Origin of the sequence: Paenibacillus ginsengarvi, from assembly GCF_003626695.1 — a bacterium.
In the GTDB taxonomy this organism is placed as follows: Bacteria; Bacillota; Bacilli; order Paenibacillales; family NBRC-103111; genus Paenibacillus_AB; species Paenibacillus_AB ginsengarvi.
In genome coordinates, this window is record NZ_RBAH01000013.1 from 92,119 (window position 1) to 111,927 (window position 19,809).

Annotated in this window: 15 protein-coding genes; 10 read left to right on the forward strand and 5 right to left on the reverse strand. The window is 53.0% G+C overall.

All coding sequences use genetic code 11. The annotated features are described in order from the left end of the window. Positions 1-41 precede the first annotated feature (41 nt). The gene (locus tag D7M11_RS18530) at positions 42-4,922 is read left to right on the forward strand and encodes an NHL domain-containing protein (protein WP_120748731.1); all 4,881 of its coding nucleotides are present in this window, start codon (positions 42-44) and stop codon (positions 4,920-4,922) included. 72 nt (positions 4,923-4,994) lie between these two features. Here the strand turns inward: D7M11_RS18530 and D7M11_RS18535 are convergent, their stop codons facing one another. Then, entirely contained in the window at positions 4,995-5,882 is an 888-nt protein-coding gene (locus tag D7M11_RS18535) for an MBL fold metallo-hydrolase (RefSeq protein WP_120748732.1), read from the reverse strand. A 231-nt stretch (positions 5,883-6,113) separates the two neighbouring features. On the opposite strand from D7M11_RS18535, the gene D7M11_RS18540 reads away from it, so the two are divergent. The 4 genes from D7M11_RS18540 (at position 6,114) to D7M11_RS18555 (ending at position 10,426) form a co-directional block, all read left to right on the forward strand. Continuing rightward, positions 6,114-6,908 (forward strand): DeoR/GlpR family DNA-binding transcription regulator, encoded by a 795-nt coding sequence (locus tag D7M11_RS18540; protein ID WP_120748733.1) that lies wholly within the window; start codon positions 6,114-6,116, stop codon positions 6,906-6,908. A 200-nt stretch (positions 6,909-7,108) separates the two neighbouring features. Beyond that, complete coding sequence (locus D7M11_RS18545) at positions 7,109-8,509, forward strand: MBL fold metallo-hydrolase (RefSeq protein WP_120748734.1); 1,401 nt, start codon at positions 7,109-7,111, stop codon at positions 8,507-8,509. A gap of 14 nt (positions 8,510-8,523) precedes the next feature. Next, a complete protein-coding gene (locus D7M11_RS18550; protein ID WP_120748735.1) occupies positions 8,524-9,117 on the forward strand; it encodes a histidine phosphatase family protein in 594 nt (197 codons plus the stop codon). 43 nt (positions 9,118-9,160) lie between these two features. Then, positions 9,161-10,426 carry an extracellular solute-binding protein gene (locus D7M11_RS18555; RefSeq protein WP_205127072.1) on the forward strand — a complete coding sequence of 422 codons (1,266 nt, stop codon included), beginning with the start codon at positions 9,161-9,163 and terminating at the stop codon, positions 10,424-10,426. Between the two features lie 116 nt (positions 10,427-10,542). Here the strand turns inward: D7M11_RS18555 and D7M11_RS18560 are convergent, their stop codons facing one another. The 3 genes from D7M11_RS18560 to D7M11_RS18570 all read right to left on the reverse strand — a co-directional run bounded on the left by D7M11_RS18560 (position 10,543) and on the right by D7M11_RS18570 (position 13,125). Beyond that, on the reverse strand, positions 10,543-11,712 hold the full coding sequence (locus D7M11_RS18560) for a trans-sulfuration enzyme family protein (RefSeq protein WP_205127073.1): 1,170 nt from the start codon (positions 11,710-11,712) through the stop codon (positions 10,543-10,545). 182 nt (positions 11,713-11,894) lie between these two features. Then, positions 11,895-12,539: a DNA-3-methyladenine glycosylase family protein gene (locus D7M11_RS18565; RefSeq protein WP_193556230.1), complete on the reverse strand. Its 645-nt coding sequence runs from the start codon at positions 12,537-12,539 to the stop codon at positions 11,895-11,897. Further along, a complete protein-coding gene (locus D7M11_RS18570; RefSeq protein ID WP_120748738.1) occupies positions 12,532-13,125 on the reverse strand; it encodes a TetR/AcrR family transcriptional regulator in 594 nt (197 codons plus the stop codon). Before D7M11_RS18570 ends, D7M11_RS18565 begins: the two co-directional genes overlap by 8 nt. 221 nt (positions 13,126-13,346) lie before the next feature. Between D7M11_RS18570 and D7M11_RS37765 the strand changes: the two genes are divergently transcribed. Together D7M11_RS37765 and D7M11_RS18575 are read left to right on the forward strand one after the other, a co-directional pair. Next, the gene (locus D7M11_RS37765) at positions 13,347-13,481 is read left to right on the forward strand and encodes a hypothetical protein (RefSeq protein ID WP_275671715.1); all 135 of its coding nucleotides are present in this window, start codon (positions 13,347-13,349) and stop codon (positions 13,479-13,481) included. Between the two features lie 60 nt (positions 13,482-13,541). After that, entirely contained in the window at positions 13,542-13,931 is a 390-nt protein-coding gene (locus D7M11_RS18575; protein ID WP_158606700.1) for an SRPBCC family protein, read from the forward strand. 149 nt (positions 13,932-14,080) lie between these two features. Here the strand turns inward: D7M11_RS18575 and aac(2')-IIb are convergent, their stop codons facing one another. Then, complete coding sequence (gene aac(2')-IIb, locus D7M11_RS18580) at positions 14,081-14,806, reverse strand: kasugamycin N-acetyltransferase AAC(2')-IIb (protein WP_240041192.1); 726 nt, start codon at positions 14,804-14,806, stop codon at positions 14,081-14,083. A gap of 239 nt (positions 14,807-15,045) precedes the next feature. Between aac(2')-IIb and D7M11_RS18585 the strand changes: the two genes are divergently transcribed. From D7M11_RS18585 to D7M11_RS18590, 3 genes are all read left to right on the forward strand, one after another. Next, positions 15,046-16,299, forward strand: a complete 1,254-nt coding sequence (locus D7M11_RS18585; RefSeq protein ID WP_120748740.1) for a lanthionine synthetase C family protein — start codon at positions 15,046-15,048, stop codon at positions 16,297-16,299. Positions 16,300-16,327: 28 nt separating this feature from the next. Beyond that, a complete protein-coding gene (locus D7M11_RS36470; RefSeq protein ID WP_158606701.1) occupies positions 16,328-16,483 on the forward strand; it encodes a class I lanthipeptide in 156 nt (51 codons plus the stop codon). A 270-nt stretch (positions 16,484-16,753) separates the two neighbouring features. Continuing rightward, entirely contained in the window at positions 16,754-19,807 is a 3,054-nt protein-coding gene (locus D7M11_RS18590; protein WP_205127074.1) for a lantibiotic dehydratase, read from the forward strand. Positions 19,808-19,809: the final 2 nt, after the last annotated feature.

A 19,809-nucleotide genomic window follows, 5' to 3' on the forward strand; every position in this document is an offset into this window, starting at 1 on the left:
GGATAGCAGCCAGTGTACTGACTTTTTTACTGATCCTATCCGTGGTGCCGGAACTGAACGGAGAGAAAGTCCACGCTGCAGGCGCTTACATTATAGATACGGTAGCGGGCTCGGGGACCGGCGGCTTTTCGGGGGATGAGGGACCTGCGACATCCGCTCAGTTGATGAATCCATATGGAGTAGCGGTAGACCGCAGTGGAAATCTGTACATTGCCGATTACCAAAACAATCGGATTCGGAAAGTAGATGTCTCGGGGACGATCCATACGGTTGCCGGTACGGGGAGTGCCGGATTTTCGGGGGATGGGGGAGATGCGACATCCGCCAAATTGAACTACCCAATGGGAGTAGCGGTAGACAACAGCGGCAATCTGTATATTGCGGATACGGTAAACGGTCGAATCCGAAAAGTGGATGCATCCGGAACGATCAGTACGGTCGCCGGTACGGGGGTTTTTGGCTTTTCGGGAGACGGAGGATCTGCAATATCAGCTCAATTAAGCTATCCAAGCGGAATAGCGGCGGACAACGATGGCAATGTGTACTTTGTGGACCAGTCTAATTATCGGATTCGGAAAGTAGATGTGTCGGGGACGATCCGTACGGTCGCCGGTACAGGAGGTGCCGGAGATTCGGGTGATGGAGGATCTGCGACATCAGCAGAGCTGAGGAATCCGACTAGCGTCGCGGTAGACGACAGCGGTAATCTATATATAGCAGACCTTATCGACAATCGAATCCGAAAAGTAGACACAGCGGGAATAATCGGTACGGTCGCCGGCACGGGGGATAATGGCTATTCGGGAGATGGAGGAGCCGCAACGTCAGCCCGGTTGTACTACCCCGCTGGAGTATCGGTAGATCGCTACGGACAGTTGTATATAGCAGACACAGGAAACTACAGGATCAGAAAGGTAGATGCCTCGGGCATTATAAGTACGATCGCAGGCACGGGGGATAATGGCTATTCGGGAGATGGAGGAGCTGCAACGTCGGCTCAACTTGCCAATGCTTTTGGAATCGCGGCAGGAGGCGATGGGGATCTCTATATTGCGGATGTGTTTAACCAACGGATAAGGAAGCTAAGCATACACGCGCAAAACGTCGCCGCATTCGCCGACTCGACCACCCCGGGAGTCGGCATGGAGGACACGATCACACTGACCGTGAAGAATGCGCAAGGGAATACGGATATATCCTTTAACGGAACGCATGATGTAACCGTATCCGGATACTTACAAGCGCCGGACAACTCCTATGGCAGCTTGAACGGGACGGCCTTAAGCGCATCTCCCAATACGATCGGCGTCATGTTTAACAATGGCGTTGCCACAGTAAATGTGAGTCTGCACAGAGCGGGGACGCAAACGATCCACATAAGTGTAGCGGACGTGGTATCGCCCGTTGCCGATGCGTTGATTATTACGCCAGTAGCAGGAAGTGCGGCCTCTATGGCGCTAACCACGGACATGAAAGCTCCAGCAAGCAATGGAGGCGCATTCGCTCAGCAGCCTGTCGTCACGCTTTTCGATGCTTATGGCAATCAGAGTGTGGGCGACAACAATACGGTTGTTACGGTAAAGAAGAAGGTCTCGGAAGCCTGGAATCTTACAGGAACAACAACGGCGACAGCAAGCTCAGGCAGCGTAACGTTTACCGATCTTGGCGCAACGAATGGCGCCGTGGTAACGGGAGCGCAGCTTCGATTTGAAGCGGATGGCTTGCCGCCAATTGATAGTAATACTGTAACATTGCCTTGGGAGGCTCTTGAGGTAACGATTCGGCGTATGGGCGATTTGCCGATCGGCACGAACATTCGCGATAGCAGGGAATGGGGTTATTTCACAGCCGGGCCAATTGAAGCGGGATTGTCGGATGCTGTAGTTTACAAGACGGCGCCTATCAACTGGATTCTTATTGACCAAGATAAATACGAGCGCGGTACCAGCTTGTTCGTTTCAGAAGAAATTGTAGCTGAAACGCAAGAAGTAGTTACCGAGCGAGAAGTTCCCTGGAATCGTTCTCCCATTCGCCAATGGCTAAGAGAATCGTTTTATCCCGCCTTCTCCTCCCAATTCCGCAATGCAATCTCGTTAACGAGCTACGAAGGTTTATCCGGCGGCGATTCGTTGCAAGAGGACACATTTTTCATTTTTGCAGCTTTAGAGCTAATTCCTGTTTACGGTAAAGATCAGTACGTCATTCCTTACTTCAAGGATGCTAACCACAGAGCGGCGAGTGGCAGCGAATCACAGTATCATTGGACGAGATCGCAAAATGGCATTTTTGGATATCTTCCCTATCTAGTCAATAACGTGAACGGGGAAGTTGTTTTGAAGTCCGGCAGCTTAAAGCTTGGCATACGACCGGCCGTTAATCTGAAATCCGATACTCTCGTGGAAGGTCCTTTTAACGATACGGCTAACGGAAACGCCTACTATCGACTCGTCCACGTGCCCTATCAAGCGGTAGCTGAGCTTGAATCGTCAGAGGTAACGGCGGGCTCGCCGGTAAACGTTCTCTTTGAAGTTCATGATGCAGACGGCAGCTTGAATACTTCCTTTAACGAGCCGGCAGAAGTAACACTCGAAGGCTATGCAGCAGCGCCGGATGGGACATCAGGATTTTTTGCAGGCGAGAAATTGGACGGCACACCCAAAACGTTTCAGGTGCATTTTAGCAATGGTGTCTCTAAAGTACCGCTTGTCTTGCACGCAGCCGTACAGCAGGCGCTTCATTTTCAAGTTCAAGGACTGACAGAGCCCAGTTTGGAAGCCATTATCGTACACCCCCAATCGGGTGACGGAAAGAAACTGCAACTACAAAGAGATATCTCAAGATTTGATCAGCGTACGGGATTATTTGACCCGCAGCCGATCTTATGGCTGGTTGATGATTTTGGCAACGTGAGTTTACATAGTTCCGCGCCTGTTACCGTATCTAAAAACGATTCTGGAAACTGGGAATTAACGGGTACCAACATGAAGCAAGCGGAACATGGAAAAGTGGTCTTTGAGAATCTGGGAGCGAACTATTATACAGAGATTACAGGGGCTCAATTAACCTTTGCAGCGGCTGGACCTGGATCGGGCGGGGTTACAACAAGCGAGGCCATTACTCTTCCGCGCCCCGTGTTTGTTGACCCGTTCGCCGGTAACTTCGATAAGAATCCGCCCAATCAAGCGGATGTGACCACCACGATTAAAATGAAAGACAATACTATACTTAGCATCAAGAACGGTTCGGAAGAGTTGGCGACCGGCGAGGAGTACACCATTGTCGACAATGTGCTGACGATCAAAAAGGAATACTTGGCTCTTCAGGCGACAGGCTTGCTTACCCTTACGATCCATTTCAGCTTAAGCACTCCTGAAACGCTGGACATTCCGATCATGGATACGGCGTTGCATGAACAGGATACTGAAGCTCCAAAATGGCCGGATGGCAGCAAATTGATGGCGTCGGACATTACTAAGACAAGCATAAAACTGTCGTGGCCAAGTGCCACTGATAATGTCAGAGTGCTAGGCTACAGGATTTATGTGAACGATACGGAGCACAAGACCGTAAGCAGCAGTGTCTATGCGACGACCGTTGATGGCTTGAACGCAGACAGCACTTACTTATTCAAGGTCACAGCCTATGATGAGGCGGGGAATGAGAGTAAATTAGGGCTGAGGATGAAAGCCGCTACATTGCCGCAACCGCCTGACCCGGACACCGAAGCTCCGCAATGGCCGGATAGCAGTGAGCTGATCGTCTCGGATATTACACAAACGAGCGTGAAACTGTCATGGCCAAGTGCTACGGATAATGTGAGGGTGATAGGTTACCGGATCTATGTGAACGATACAGAGCACAAGACGGTAAGCGGCAGTGTCTATGCGACAATTGTCGATGGCTTGAACGCAGACAGCATCTACACAATCAAGGTCACGGCCTACGATGCGGCGGGGAACGAAAGCGCAGCCGGATTAAGCAAAACCGCCACAACGAGTCGGTACCCCTCAGGCGGTAATGATGATACAGGCGGTAACTCGGGGGGCAGCTGGTATTTGTCCCATAATGCCAGCCTGAAAACGTTGGAAATTTGGATGGCGGGTCAACGAGCTTCTCTTATACCATCGTTTTCGGCGAACGTCTACTCCTATACAATCGAAACGGAAGCAAAACGAGTTGAAGTGAAAATGACTGCGGATCATATAGCGTCCAAAGTTTTATGGCGAGGCCGGGTATTGGAAGACGGCATCGAGATTGAGTTGGAGGAGGGAGAGAACGTCATTCAGCTGATCGTTCAAGCGGAAGACGGTACTCGGAAAACCTATACGTTCACTATTAACCGGGTAATGCCTAACTCGGAACAACCTGAACCCCCGGTAATCTCGTTTACCGACATCGCAGGACACTGGGCGGAGAGCGACATTAAACGCGCCGCAGCGAAGGGCATCGTCAGCGGTTATCCGGATGGAGCATTCAAACCGAATGATCCCGTTACTCGCGGCGAGTTTACGGTTATGCTGGCAAACGCTCTGGAACTGGAGGGGCAAGATGCCCATCTTCCATTCACTGACCAAGATCAAATCGGTGCGTGGGCCAAGATGGCCATTGCCAGGGCGGTGCATTCGGGCATTGTCAATGGATACGCAGACGGCAGTTTCCGTTCGGCTGAACCTATTACCCGTACAGAGATGGCAGTCATGATCGCCCGGGCTCTCAGGCTGCAACATCACGTTCAAGCACCGACCGGCTTTGCCGACGACGAGGAAATCCCGCAATGGGCAAAGGGCGCAATACAATCGATTCGTGTGCTTGGCATCGTAGATGGACGCAGCCAGAACCGCTTTGAACCGAATGAAAAAGCGATGCGGGTGGAAGCAGCGGTCATGTTGCTGCGAATGCTGGGACAACAGAAAGTGGAATAAAAAGTTTTTTGTATTCCCATCAAGCACTGGCTCCTGCAAAGAAGCCAGTGCTTATTAGTTCAGGCAAGGGTCTTATTCGGTTAAGAACGACCAGGGGCTAGCATAGACGAATCGCTCGCCTCGAGCCATGACATGGCACTTCTGCTCGGGATAACGTTCGTATAGCTCCTGCACGAAATTGCCCGGTTTTTCGCTGTTTCCGGCAAAAAGATCGTAATGGAGCGGAACCACCATGTCCATATGGGAGATCTTGGCCAGCTCCGCCGCTTCGCGAATGTTCATATTTCCGACGATTCCGCGGGACGTTCTGAAGTAATCCCGCCCGTTGATCGGGAGCATGCCCAGATCGATACCTTCCTCGGCAAGAAGCTCCGGGAGTCCGGGGTAGACGATAGTATCGCCCGCATGGTAAACCTTGACGCCGTTAATGTCGAGCAAGTAGCCCACATAACGATGCGCCCGCTCGTTTCCTGTAGTCTCGATCGATTCATGAGCAGCCGGGATCGGCTTAACCCGGATCTGTTCTCCGTTATTGCCGTCAAGTTCGAGCCATTCCCCAGTGAGCGCATCGATAATCTGTTCCGGCTTCATCTCGCAGCTCGTCTCCAGCTCGGGGCGGCAGCTTAAAGGAGCCATGAACCGCGCTTTCGGGCATTGCTTGGCAATCACCTTCAGCGTCCATGGATCCAAATGATCTTCATGCTCATGGGTAACCAAGCATAAATCGGCGACTGTAATAGACTCGGGCTTCAGTAGAGGAGGGTAGACTCGCTTCACCCCGCGCACTTCGAGGTAATTGGAATAGAACGGATCAATATGGATTACCGTCTCTTTTCCTTTGATCACCATGCTTTCTTGCCCGAAAAACCATACGGCAATACAGCCTATTGGTAGCCGCGTTCCACGAATCTCCTCCATGAGCCGCTCCGGCGTTCGTTCCGGATTATTCCGCGTAGCCATCGTTTTCCTTCCTCCTCCATCGGCAATCCTTTTATGGATAACCTCCTTAGTTTACAGGGCCGCCGGATTTTTTTCTACCGCTTTCAATGACTTCCGAACTTTGCCGCTACTCCTTTTGGTCCCCTCGTTTGTTAATCTTGAGTAAATTTCCGAAAAAAAACGTAAACGCACGGAATATGTATTATTTTATGGATATACGCGAAAATTGACGAGCCTTGGAGGTATTCGGAATTGAAGGACCAAAAATCGAAGGACACTACCAAAAAAACGGAGAAAAGAAGGCAGGAAATTATAAACCGTATCGACCGGGAACATGAGGTTTGGGTCGAACCTCTGCTAAAAGAATTTGAGGTTTCCGTCGAAACCATTCGCCGGGACCTCCGATTCCTCGAAACGCGGGGGATCGTTAAGAGAGTGTACGGCGGTGCGATCAAGCTTGATAAATCCGCTCGCAACATTCCTTACTCGGTTCGGCAGAACCTCCATTTTCCGCAGAAGGAAGCGATTGCGCTTGAATCCGTCAAACTGCTTGAGAACGGAGATTGTATTTTTATCGAAGGGACAACGACTTGTATCGTTATGGCCAGACACATTCCTTCCGATCTGGAAGTAACGGTCGTCACGAATTCCATTCATGTGGCCTATCGTCTGCAAGCGAGCCGGTGCCGGGTGTTTCTGGTAGGAGGGGAGATGAACGAAGGCGGGATGGCGATGGGGCCCCGTTTGCAGCAGGAAATCATCAAATACCGGTTCGACAAAACGTTTTTCTCGACCGGCGCCGTAAATGTAAAAGGCTGCTTCTGTACAAAACCGGAAAACCAGCACTTGATCGTTACGCTTGCTGAAATTAGTACAAGCCTTATTTTGCTCGCCGATTCATCCAAAATCAATCGCTCCGCTTTTTTATTCGGTCTGGATCTGAACCGATTGGATTACCTCATTACCGATCGGGATGTTCCTCGTTCCTTCCTCGATGCTACCGCCAATGCCCACTGTAAAATTGTTGCGGCTAACCCGCCATTTTGACTGTTTCCGGCCCTCAAAATGACCGTTGCTAACGAAAATCTCATCCGAATTGTTAAAACCGGTCATAAAGGGCGACAATTTAAACCTCAATTTAATAGAGCCGTTTATTTGCGTCTAACAAACCCTTGATACTATTAAAAGTGACTGAAGGAGATCCATCACATACTGGACATTCCAAGAAAGTCACGGGAGGGTTTCGATTGCAACAGGACAATCTTACGTTTTTTGGCGGAGTGGACGAATCCGGCGGCGTTCAAATTGTGTATGAGCGAGGAGGCAAAGCGCTGCTCTTCGATTTTGGGACCGCCCACCATTGCTTGCTTGACCCGGCTTATTTGAATACAAGTGACCCCGTAAGGCCAACTCCAGGCCGTGAACTTCGTCAATATTTGCTTGGAAAAATGGCGCCCCCTTTACCGGAATTGTATAGTCCCGAGCATCTGCAAGGACTGGATACGGAAACCTTGCGCCCTCTTTGGAACGATCGGGATTTTCCGAAATACGCCGACATCGGCATCTTCATCGGACATATGCACCAGGATCATATGTCGCTGCTGCCCTTTGCGCGGAAAGGGATTCCCGTGTTTATGCATAGAGACGCCTATTCTTTATACCGCGGTATCGTATATTCGCGACAATATCCGGATACCGAGGCAAGCCTTGTTCCATGCGACGATAGGAGTGTGCTCGATTTTGGAGAGTTCTCCGTGCAGATTATCGAAATGGACCATAACACGCCGGGTTCCTCGGCGATTGTTATAGAAAGCCCGGAGCATAAAATCGCCGTTACCGGCGATTGGCGCCTTCATGGCAAACATCCGGAGCGAATCGACCGATTTATCGAGCTATGCCGCCGGAAAGGAATCGATATCCTCATCACGGAAGGGACCCGGGTAGGGAAAGGCGCGGCATTCCAAAACTCGCGAACAGAAGCGAAATCCTTATCTATGTTTTCAGCCGTGTTGGATGAGTCCGAGGGGCTTGTATATGTGCAAACATCGCCACGGGATCTTGAACGAATGGCCGATCTGATCCAAATGGCCGCCGACAAGGGACGAAAGATCGTAATGGACGGTTCCATCGCCGCCATCTGGCATACGGCTACCCGCGAAGGTATCGCGGCGCTCGACAACCATCCGGCTCTCCTCGCGAGCCTTCAAATCATGGAGGGAACAATACCGGACGGAGTCCGTCTGCCATACGAAACGGTATTACTGGAGGAAGTCGCGAAAAGAAAGAACGAGTGTTTATATGTGATGAGGTTTCCGAATCTCGGTCATTGGATCGAGCTTGAAACGCTAGGCGGGAGGCGGGGGGACTCGCACTATGTTCAGGCCGATAACAGCATCAAGCCGGACAACCCTAAACTGGCGCAATTTCTGGATGTCTTTGGCATTACCGGACACGCGATAGGCAATAAAGGACACGCCGCTCCGGATGAAATATCCGATCTGATCGAGCGGATCGCTCCCCGAATGGTAATACCGGTCCATACTTTGCACCGGGAGCAGCTCGATACAAGGGGCGTCAAGGTGTATTTCCCGGAACGCGGAGAGACCCGTTCGATTTCGGAGCTTTTAGCCGCCGCTGTTGCGAGATAAGGAGGTTTCGTATTTTGACAACGATCACATTCGTTAGACACGGCATCACAGACTTCAATCGGGAAAAGCGCGCACAAGGCCATCTGAGCAACCCGCTGAACGAAACGGGTATCCTTCAAGCGAAAACCGTCGCCAAACGTTTGGCCGGGGAGAACTGGGATGTCATGTTCTCAAGCGATTTATGGCGGGCCAGACAAACTGCGGACATTATTGCCGAAGAGCTCGGTATACCCGTCTCTCGTTTCGATGTCCGTTTGCGCGAAATTGGCAGAGGGCAGCTGGAAGGAACGATCGAGGAAGAACGGATCGCCAGATGGGGACCCAACTGGCGCGAACTTGATCTCGGAGAGGAAAGCCATGAATCGGTGCGGGAAAGAGGCAAGAGATTTGTCGGCGAGGTAGCCGCACAATATGCCGGTCAAAACATACTTGTCGTCAGCCACGGGTTTTTGATCGGCCAAACGTTAAAAGCAATCATGCAGGACGAAACTACGGGGGAACGGCTTGGCAATACGTCCGTCACGGCCGTTGTGCGCAGTGGAAACCGGTGGGAGTACCAGCTTTATAACTGTATGAGACATCTCGATCCGAATTTGATGGAGGCGTGAGCGCGTGTTGAATCCATTATTAAAAGGTGCCGTCGCATTACTGATGGCAACTGCTGTATTAGCGGCCTGCGGCCCGGGCCCGGGCTCGGGTTCGAAACAAAGCTCCGATCAAACGAAAACGTCTAATCAAGGAGCAGCGCCGGTAAAGGTTTCCACAGAGCCGGTAACGTTAAAGTTTTACGCTCACGTGGCCGCCTTGGATCAAAGCACGTTTCAAACCTACTTCGCCGATGTGGTGAAGAGAACAAATCCGAATATTACATTGGAATTTTCATTCGGCGCGAGAGGGAAATTGGAGGAATGGATCGCGGCCGGCACGATTCCCGATATCCTTTATTCCGGATCGGACAACTATATGTCGCTCCAAGATCTGGGTGTTTTGGAGGACATGACCGACAGGCTCAAGTTAAACGGTCTCGACCTATCGGTTTTTACCCCGGATTCGATTCAAACGATGCGGGATTTGGCCGGCGGCAACATGACGGGCATTCCATTCAGCAGAAACGGGGCGGCTTTATTTTACAATAAAGAGATGTTCGATAAGTTTGCCGTCCCTTACCCGACTAACGGAATGACTTACGACGACGTAATCGGCTTGGCCCGCAAGATGACTGTAACGCAGGGCGGCATCCAATACATCGGCTGGGAGCCCGGGTTCCCCGACGCCAATATTAGTCCGTTCGTTCAGCCTCTTGTCGATCCGAAAACGGGCAAGGCTTTAATCGATACGCCCGCTTACAAGAAGGTTTTCGAGATGATGAAGACGGGCTATGAAATTCCCGGATTTATGGGGCCGAAGGATTTGTTCCGATATACGCCCAGTCATTTTGTAAACGATCAAATCGTCGGAATGTATGTGGACTGGTACAACAAAATGATGCCTCAGCTCCTTGAAGCGGATGCGAAAGGAAAGGTTCCGAACTGGGATATCGTAACAGTGCCCAACTTTCCGGAGTATGTAGGCGTAGGACGTCACGAATCGGTGCAGTTTTTGGCCATCGCGAAGCAAAGCAAATACAAAGATCAGGCCATGCAGGTGCTCAAAGCCGTATCCTCGCTCGAAGCGCAGCTTCTCCAAAGCAGAAACGGACGCATATCCGTGTTGAACGACTCGGAAATCCGGAAGCAATTCAGCCAGGACGTAAAAGCGTTCCAGGGCAAACAAATGGATAACTTATTCAAGTTTAAAGCGGCTTCGTCTACCCCGTCCTCCATCTACGACGACGCCGTTACGACGATAGTCCGAAATGTGGCGAAGGAAATCGCCGTGAACAAAAAGGACGTCAATACGGCGCTTCGGGAAGCGTAGGAGCTTGCCGACAAGAAGATCGCGGAAGTGAAAAGTTCCAGAAATTAACAGATAAAAAGCTCAGCCGACGTAACAGTCGGCTGAGCTTTTATATTTTTTGCCGAGCTATGCGTGCCTCAAGGGAGCGTGTTCAGCGCTTGATCCAAGTCCGCCATCAGCGTTTCCGCCCGTTCCAGGCCAACCGAGATGCGTACGAGACCGTGAGGGATTCCCGTGCTGCGGGATGCTTCTTCGCTAATGCCTACGCCGACATCGACAATAAGGCTTTCGAAGCCGCCCCAGCTTGGGCCGTGCTCGAAGTAGCGCAGCTTCGGAATCATATCGCGAATCGCCTGGTCCTCGGCGCGCGGCACGAAGCTGATCAGGCCGGTGTAACCGGCAAGCTGCTTGCGGCCAAGCTCGTACCCGGGATGGCTGGGCAAGCCGGGATAAAACACGCGCTCCACCTTCGGATGGCTTTCGAGAAAAGCCGCTACGGTCATGGCGCTTTCCTGATGCTGCTTCATCCGGACCGGAAGCGTCCGCAGTCCTCTCAGCAGCAGCCACGACTGGTGCGGGTCCATAACGGAGCCGAATAGCGCCCGTTCCTTATACGCGATCCGCTCCATCGCCTCGGCCGAGCCGATAAGCACCCCGCCGATAATGTCGCTGTGCCCGCCCAAATATTTGGAGGCGGAGTGTACGACCATATCGATCCCGTAGCGGAGCGGGTTCTGGTACAGCGGCGTAGCCCATGTGTTGTCGATCAGCGTGCCGATACCGCGCGCGCGTGCGAAGTCTGCAACAGCCTGCAAATCTTGCATGGCGAATATATGCGACGACGGGCTTTCCAAATAAAGCAGCTTCGTGTTCGGACGGACCACTTGCTCGATTTCCTCCAGCGATTCCCCGGAAACAAACGTAACCTCTACGCCGAATGCAGCCAAATAGGAGGAAAGAAATTCGCGGGCAGGTCCGTATGCGCTTTTCACGCAGACGACATGAGTATTTTGCGCGACCCAGTACATAATGCCGGCGGAAATAGCACCCATGCCCGAGGAAAAGCAGCGAGCCGCTTCCCCTTCCTCAAGTGCTGCGATTTTGCGCTCGGCGATTTCCGTCGTCGGATTGCTGATTCGGGTGTATACATAGCCGTGGTTTTGCGTTTTACGGGTAAACAGCGAGTTTTGAAAAATCGGCGGCACGATCGCCCCCAAATACCGGTCGTAGTCGTCCCCGAGATGGGTACAGATTTCTTCCTTGCTCATAATTTCCTTAGGATTGGGGGAATCGTTGGAATGGGACATTAGGGTATGGTGCTCCTATCGCGATGTAGTAGTTTCCTCTAAAATATAACAAGAGTTGTAAGGTACTTCAACAGCGAAACTGAAAGGAGCTACTAGTAGGACCGCTTGATGCAAGCGACGGGATATTATTTCGTTGAGGACCGGAAGCGGTTGTATCTGCCGGTACCTTTTGCGTTAAGCATTCATAGTTCCGTCTGTATCAAGCCGGTATTAACGGCTTCCCACAAATACAGGGATACGATCGTGGAATATGGCTTCCATTCGGCATGTTTGCGCTGTAATAAAGACTTGCCATCGTTCTCCTCCGCGGCATACAGCCATTCCGCAGCACGCTGCAGCCCTCTGTCCCCGAAAGAGAGAACATCCTCTCGGCCCAAATAAAAAATGAGAAACATCTCCGCCGTCCACCGGCCAATTCCTTTTACGGAGGTGAGCAGGCGGACGACTTCCTCGTCATCCAGCCCGCCAAACGATTGAAAGTCGAGCAGGCCTGCTTGGACCCTCTCGGCGACGTTCCGAATATAGCCAAGCTTGTTCCTGGATAGTCCGGCTGCGCGCAACTGCTCCTCTTCTGCAGCCAGGACGGTTTCCGGCGTTATCGTTCCGCATACTTGTTCGACCCGGCGAAAAATCGTTTCGGCGGCTTTGCCCGAAAGCTGCTGCCCGACTAACGATCTCGTCAGGTAAATAAAGCCGTCTTGCCCACCCGGAACGCGGATCGGGCCGACCCGGTTGATCAACTTGTCCAACTGAGGATCGCTCTTGCACAATTCGCGCGCGCAGCGGTCGTTCGGACCGATATCGAACAGATGCAACAAGCTAATCATCCTTTCTTGTCGGAGTCCAGCCGAACAAGTGAGAATCAACGAGCGTATGGGCCGATCTGGAGAAATGATCAGGGTTAAAGTCGGACTGCTGGATATAAGACAGCATAACGGCGCCATTGCATAAGATGCGCAGCAGCTCCGCCAGCTCGGATGGACGTGCGGCACCCGCCTTCTCCGCCAGTTTCTCGATCGCTTTCCAGTTTTCCTCCGTCCCTTTCACTGCATTGACATGATTGTCGTGAGCGGAGTCCGGAAATTCGACCACCGTATTGACAAAAGGACACCCCCGGTATCCCGGCACTTTCATTTTGGCAACGAATCTGTCGATCAAGGCATGCAATTGCAGGGCGCTTGAATCCGGAAACAAAAGCTGAACCGCCTCCAAGTCCTTCGCATTCAGCTCCTGCTGATATTCCAAATAAGCTGCAACCAAATCGTCCTTCGATGCGAAATTCCGATAAAAGCTGGCTTTGGCTACGCCTGATTCAAGAATAATACGATCAATTCCGACGGCCCGGATGCCTTCTCTATAAAACAAATCCGATGCGACTTGAAGAATTTGGTCCCGCACTGACTTTCTTGGCATTTGATCACCGTCATTCTAAAAGATACAGTCCTGTCTCTTTATATACTATGACAGGTAGTAGTGTATTGTCAATTGACCAGTGAAAAAGCGGGGATAAGAAGTTTGACAGCAAATTGAAAAAACTGTAATATCATCGAATAGAGACAGATCTGTATCTATTCGTGTGGAGTTAAAGGCGTTGATGCATCTGTCCACTTGAACCAATTGGAGGTATTTGCGATATGACGGCAACGGAAAACTTGGTGCGTGTGTGGGATTCCGGTTATGACAAGGAAAGCGGCTGGTACCCTTCGCTGGAACGCGGACTGCAGGGGTTAACGGCGGAGCAGGCGTGCTGGAGAACGGATGGCAAATAATCGTTACGGCGCTTTGGATACATGAGAGACTAACAGCGGAATATGGGGAGGAGAACAGGGATGGCAACGATTCAGCGTGAAATCGAAATCAATTGCAGTCTCGATAAAGCTTGGGTCCAGCTTCGGGACTTCGGAAACGCGGCTGCATTGTTCGCGGGCGTTCTGGTGGATTGCCGGGAAGCCTCGGGACAGCGGACGGTGACCTTCGGCAACGGATATGTGGTTCAGGAGCGGCTTGTAAGCATAGACGAAGAGACGTGCCGTCTGGCCTATGCCGTAGTGGACGGCGGATTCACCCATCACAGCGCATCCATGCAGCTGCTGCCGACTGCCGAAGGCGTACGTTTCGTCTGGATCAGCGACTTTTTGCCGGACGAGGCGTCGCAGCGCGTCGAACCTTTGGTCGAAGCAGGCTGTCTGGCCATTAAACGTTTCCTCCAAACGCTCTGAGCACAGGCGTTATTTAAGCCTGCACAAAATGATGGGAAAGTGTGGAAGACAAAGAAGTCAGGTAAACCCCTTCAAGGAACTGCGAAGCAGTTGTACAGCCTGACGGCACTTCGCTTCCGCATCCTTCCCTCTCCAGTGTAATTGTCGGATTACCAAATCTTGAAATTGACTCCATACAGAGATAAACCCAATTTTCCGGCGACGCTTCGGGAGGCCAGATTGTCCCATGATGTGCTGTATAGCGGGAGTTTTCCCGTTTGCCGAACCGCCATTGCCCATCCGGCCACAACGGCGGCGGCGTAACCTTTTCCGCGAAAATCCGTCAGTGTCTCCAGCCCAGCTTCATCCGCCCTGGGTGTAATGCGGACGCTGCGGCAGACCGACACGGCCCGGTTGTCGTGTAACAGCGCAACACAGGGCTGCGCATAATCGATTTCCGATGCCAGCCACTCGAACCCTCCGCGCGAAACATCCTCTTGGTTCTCTCGCGTAATGCGAATGACATCCCTATTCGGTTCCAGCCGTTCCGGAACGAGAAAGCAAGGCCCCATAGTGAACCGATCCCCCTGGAGGATCTCCATATAGGTCTCGAAATGCTTCGGTTTCGCTTGAAAATCGCCGCCGGATAAAGCCTCATCCGCGCAAAGTGTTGTCAATTTCCCGACCAGTTCTTCCGGAACATCGTATCGAAACCGGCATAGCGCCGTCCCCTCAAGATCGCGGCCCAAGAAAAAACGGGGTGCCGGATCTTCTCCGGGCCAGGGCTCGTTAATGGTGCGAAGCCTCATATTCCGATCGTGTGTGAACAAGGCTTCGACATGGAGCTTCATCAGTTCGGAAGCGTTAGATTCGGTGTTTTTTTGACCCGTCGTCATAGTGTCCCTCCCATCTTTCTCCCCTCATCGTAACAAAATCGCCGGCAAGGCTGCTGAGAAAAAATGAGTAGAATGGAAGTTTTCCCGCTTTGGAATGTGCTGCGTCGGTAAAAAGGGGTCCTGAGACGGATTCAACATGACAGAACGAGTGACAAAGATCATGACGGTTTGTAACTAGCTGGTGTTGTAACAATCCAGTATCATATGGAGTGTCGGTGGGATAAATTGGAAAACTGCGGATGATTCGAGGTGATGAGCTGTTGTCAATCGAGTGGAGTCCGGTATTGGAAGGAAATGCGAAGGCACGCGCCCTGGAAGCGGTTGATGGAATAGCCGAAAGTCTCCGGGCTTCTTGGCGCAAAAATAAAAGCTCCGCCGAGCCGGATCTGACCGTTTTCGAAAATCCGACGTTGAGCGAAGGTACTTGCGGTTTAGCGGTTCTGTTCGCTTATCTGGATCGAGTACGGTCCGGCGATGATGCTTCTACTGCCGCAGAGCTTCTGGAGCATGCCATGAGCAAGGCAGCAGCAGCTCCTATGTCCTCGGCTCTGCATGGCGGTTTTACAGGTATAGCGTGGTCTCTGGCCCATCTTCAGGAACGGCTTGGCGATTATAAGTTCGAAGATCCTTGTGCCGAGGTAGACGGCGTACTTCTGGACTACGTGAACCGTACTCCTTGGAGAGGCGACTACGGCCTGATAGAAGGCTTGGTCGGATACGGGATTTACTTTCTGGAGCGGCTGCCCTCCGCTTCGGCAGTTACGGGCTTGGAGCGTGTGATGGATCGGCTTTCGGAAATCGCTGTAGAGACGCCGCAGGGGATCGGTTGGCAAATTCCGCCGGAGTCACTCCCCGAGCGGGTTCGAAAGTTATGCCCCCAAGGCTATTATAACTTGGGCATGGCACACGGAGTTCCGGGTGTTATTGCATTCCTCGGCGCATCCTGCCGTGTTGGGGTAGCCGAACAAAAAGGCAAGTCTCTTCTGGCTGGAGCCGTCTCATGGCTTTTGGCACAACGGCTGGATTTGGCGGCAACGGGGCTCTTCCCCGGCGCGTTCACGCCTGGTGTAAAACCTGAACCGGCAGCCGGGGCCGCATGGGATTATGGGGATCCGGGGATCGCGATGGCGCTGATGATTGCTGCGAGAGGTGCTGAAAACCCAAGGTGGAGGGAGGAAGCGCTCGCCGTCGCCCGGCATGCAGCAACTCGGCCGTATGAGGCTTGCGGGGTGAAGGATGCGGGGTTTTGCCAGGGTACCGCCGGCTTGGCACATCTTTACAACCGCATGTTCCAGATGACTGGGGATGAGGTGCTCGGGCAAGCGGCGCGATTCTGGCTTGAAGAAACCGTATCTTTGCTGCGGAAGCAAACGGAAGGGGCCGCTGACCCTGGAATTCTCTGCGGCAGCGCCGGAATCGCTTTAACGCTTCTTGCTGCGTGTACGCCGGTCGAGCCTGCTTGGGATCGCATGTTTCTCGTATCATCTAGGTAAGACTACGCTCGGAAAGGAGGTGATGAAGGTGAATAAAAAGGATCAAAAGATCGCCAAGAAACTCGTTCTTCACAAGGAGACCGTTCGCGTGCTCACGGAGTCCGAGATCAAGAACGTAGTCGGCGGCAGGGCGGCGACGCTTTATTTTGGGTGCACAAACGATTCTTCTGGGGCAACAAAGTAACACAGAACTAATACCGGGATCGATGAAGGGGCGGGAGACGTATCCTGCCCCTTCTCGGCATTTCAGGAGGAGACCATGATTGTGCATCGGCATTCGGTTTGCTTTAGACCGGCGGGTTTTTTCGTTTTACGCACCCCGCTGCTCCCGTTCGAACAACTGATCGCGTGGAGTAAAGGAACAGAATCGCATAGGGCCATAGACAACTCCGATGTTGGGGATACCTCCTATAGGGCGGATCAATCCCTCTTGCGTGACCGTCTTCGGGCATTCGTGGCCCGTCCTGACATACGGGAGGCCATTTTCCTGGCTTCGCCGGACCTGGAAGATCAGATTCGTCTGTGGATCGAGGCTCCGGCGAACGAACGCGGGAAAACGATTGAATCGGCGCTGGTTCGATATGTGTGCCGCATGTCAGGGCGGGCGACGCCGTTCGGGCTTTTTGCCGGCTATTCCATCGGTACTGTCGGCAGACAGACCAGCATGACTCTTCCTCCTATCCATGCCTATCGACGCCATACAAGGCTTGACATGGATTATATCTTTTCGCTTGCGGAGACGCTCGGGAATATCCGGGAGCTCCGGAGTACATTCGCCTACTATCCGAACTCCAGCCTTTACCGGACAGCAGGACGGTATAGATATGCGGAAGCCCGTCTCCATGGCGCCAACCGCTCTTACCATTTAGTAGCGGTGGATCCGACGGAATATTTGGATCGAGTATTGGAGCTCGCTCAAGCTGGAGCCGGTTTTGGTTCTCTCGTGGACGCTCTGGTGGCGCATGATCCAGAGATAACCCCGGAAGAAGGCGCAGAGTACCTACACGAATTGATCGACAGTCAGATCCTGATGCCCGGCATAATGCCCACAGTTACCGGCGGAGAGGCGATTCGCCAATTGATTTCGCGGCTGGAGGGCGATCCCGCCACTGCACAGGAAGCGAAGCACCTGGCGGAGGTGGAGAAGGAACTGGAGGAGCTGGACGCTTCAGGGCTGGGGATCGATCCGGGGCGCTACCGGGAAATCGGGGAACGTTTGACCGTCCTGCCAGCCAAGGTCGAACTGCCGCGATTATTCCAAGTGGATATGACCAAGCCGGCTCCTAACTTGACCGTTGGGCAAGAGGTTCTTGAGGAAATCACCAAGGGGATTCAGATCCTTCATCGCTTGAGCCGTCTGTCGCAGAAAAGCTTCCTGGACCAGTTTCGTGAGGCTTTCCTTACCCGATACGGGGACCAAGAGGTCCCCTTGGCGGAGGCGCTTGATGAAGAGACGGGGATAGGCTTCCGTGAAGCGGATGCCGCCCATGTGGAGCCTTCCCCTTTAATAGAGGGTTTGGTTTTTCCCTCGTCCGGTAACGAAAGCAGACAGTGGGGGAAATCTCATGCCGTGCTGCTGCACAAGCTGGCCGAGGCGCTTTCGTCCGGTGCCCGGGAGATATCGATCGATACGAAAGATGTCGATGAGATGGCTGGGGAGGAAATCCCGCCGCCGCTGCCGGATGCATTTTCCGTGACGGCAAGGCTGGCGGCCTCCACGACCGAGGCGGTGGAACATGGGGATTTTCAAGTCTGGCTGAAGGGGGGAGGCGGTCCCTCCGGAGCGCGGCTGTTTGGGCGGTTTTGCTCGTCTGACCAGGTTCTTCACTCCCGCGTACGCGATCACTTACGGGAGGAGGAGGCGTTTAGGCCCGACGCTGTCTTTGCCGAAATTGTGCATTTGCCGGAGGGACGTATAGGCAATGTAATCGCTCGCCCCGTGCTCCGCGAATACGAGATCGTCTATCTGGGCCGGTCGGGCGCTCCCATAGAGAAACAGATTCCTATTCACGATCTGACCGTCTCGGTTGAAGGCGAGCGCATCATCCTCCATTCCGTACGACTCCGGAAGCAAGTCATTCCTCGTATGTCCACGGCCCATAATTTTGATTTGCCCGGACTGGGAATTTATCGGTTTCTATGTTCCTTGCAGTCCGAGGAGGTAGCTTCCAGTTTCGGTTGGAATTGGGGACCGCTGTCGACTTGTCCGTTCTTGCCCCGAGTGGTTCATGGGCGGCTCGTGCTTTCCAGAGCTCAGTGGTATGTCACGAAGGCGGAGCTTCGTGCTCTAGGCGAGCTCCAGGGAGCAGCCCGCTGCAGATCTGTACGGGAATGGGCAGCCAAAAGGGGGATTCCGGGGATGTTTGTTCTTGCGGATTTCGACAACGAGCTGCCTGTGGACCTGGATAATGTCCTAAGCTTGGAATCGTTCGTTGAATTGGTAAAAGGACGGGATGCCGTAAAATTGACGGAGCTGTTCCCGGCGCCCGACCGCCTGATTGCCTCCGGACCCGAAGGTTCTTTCGTCCATGAACTGGTGATTCCTTTCGTGCGTCAAGCGGAATCGGCAGATCTTGCCCTTGCCGTATCTGCGCCCCAGCGACCGGCATCATCGCAAATTTCCCTGTCTCGCCGCGTATTTCTTCCGGGGTCGGAGTGGCTCTATGCCAAGCTGTATACCGGTACAGCGACCGCAGACCGGGTGCTGCGGGAAGTGATCCGTCCGGTTACCGCCAAGGCTTTGCAATCCGGTGCGGCTGACCGCTGGTTTTTTATCCGTTACGGCGATCCTGATTTTCATCTGCGTCTGCGTTTCCACGGAGACCCTCAGAGACTCTTGACGGAGGTTCTTCCTGCTCTTAGGGCGACGGCTGCTCCGTTGTTGAATGACGGCAGTGCGTGGAGAGTTCAACTTGACACCTATGTCCCGGAGTGGAATCGATACGGCGGTCCCGAGGGAATAAGGGCAGCGGAGGAGCTTTTCCACTTGGACAGCGAAGCTGTCCTGGCTCTGGTCGAGACGTTCCATAGGGACGACAGGGACGCCCGTTGGCGGCTTGCGCTTCGGGGAATTCACCTGCTCCTGGATGACCTGGGACTTGACATGGATAAGAAGATTAAGGTGATTAGCCGCGCCCGGGACGGATTTGCGCAGGAGTTCGGAGTGGACAAAGCCTTAAGGATCCAATTGGGTCAGCGGTTTCGCAAGGAACGAAGCGGTATTGAAGAGGACCTTACGGCCGGTCCGGACAGCGGGAACTGGCTGGCGCCGGGTTTCGCCATCCTTCAAGAGCGGTCAGAACGAATCCAGGCAGCGGCAGAGCATTTGCAGGCCTTACAACGGCTGGGCACCGGTTTGCCCTCCATCGACCAATTGGCGGCGAGCTTCATTCATATGTATGTGAATCGACTGCTGCGCTCGGCCCATCGTGCCCAAGAGCTAGTGCTCTACGACTATTTGGCTCGGGTTTACGAGTCATGGTCGGCTCGAATGAGAGGAGGGGGATGAAC

Coding starts and splice junctions, on each gene's coding strand:
- D7M11_RS18535 (WP_120748732.1), bottom strand. CDS start 5,882: ATGGCTACGCGGAATAATCCGGAACGAACGCCGGAGCGGCTCATGGAG.
- D7M11_RS18555 (WP_205127072.1), top strand. CDS start 9,161: ATGGCAACTGCTGTATTAGCGGCCTGCGGCCCGGGCCCGGGCTCGGGT.
- D7M11_RS18560 (WP_205127073.1), bottom strand. CDS start 11,712: ATGTCCCATTCCAACGATTCCCCCAATCCTAAGGAAATTATGAGCAAG.
- D7M11_RS18565 (WP_193556230.1), bottom strand. CDS start 12,539: ATGATTAGCTTGTTGCATCTGTTCGATATCGGTCCGAACGACCGCTGC.
- D7M11_RS18570 (WP_120748738.1), bottom strand. CDS start 13,125: ATGCCAAGAAAGTCAGTGCGGGACCAAATTCTTCAAGTCGCATCGGAT.
- D7M11_RS37765 (WP_275671715.1), top strand. CDS start 13,347: ATGACGGCAACGGAAAACTTGGTGCGTGTGTGGGATTCCGGTTATGAC.
- D7M11_RS18575 (WP_158606700.1), top strand. CDS start 13,542: ATGGCAACGATTCAGCGTGAAATCGAAATCAATTGCAGTCTCGATAAA.
- D7M11_RS18585 (WP_120748740.1), top strand. CDS start 15,046: ATGATTCGAGGTGATGAGCTGTTGTCAATCGAGTGGAGTCCGGTATTG.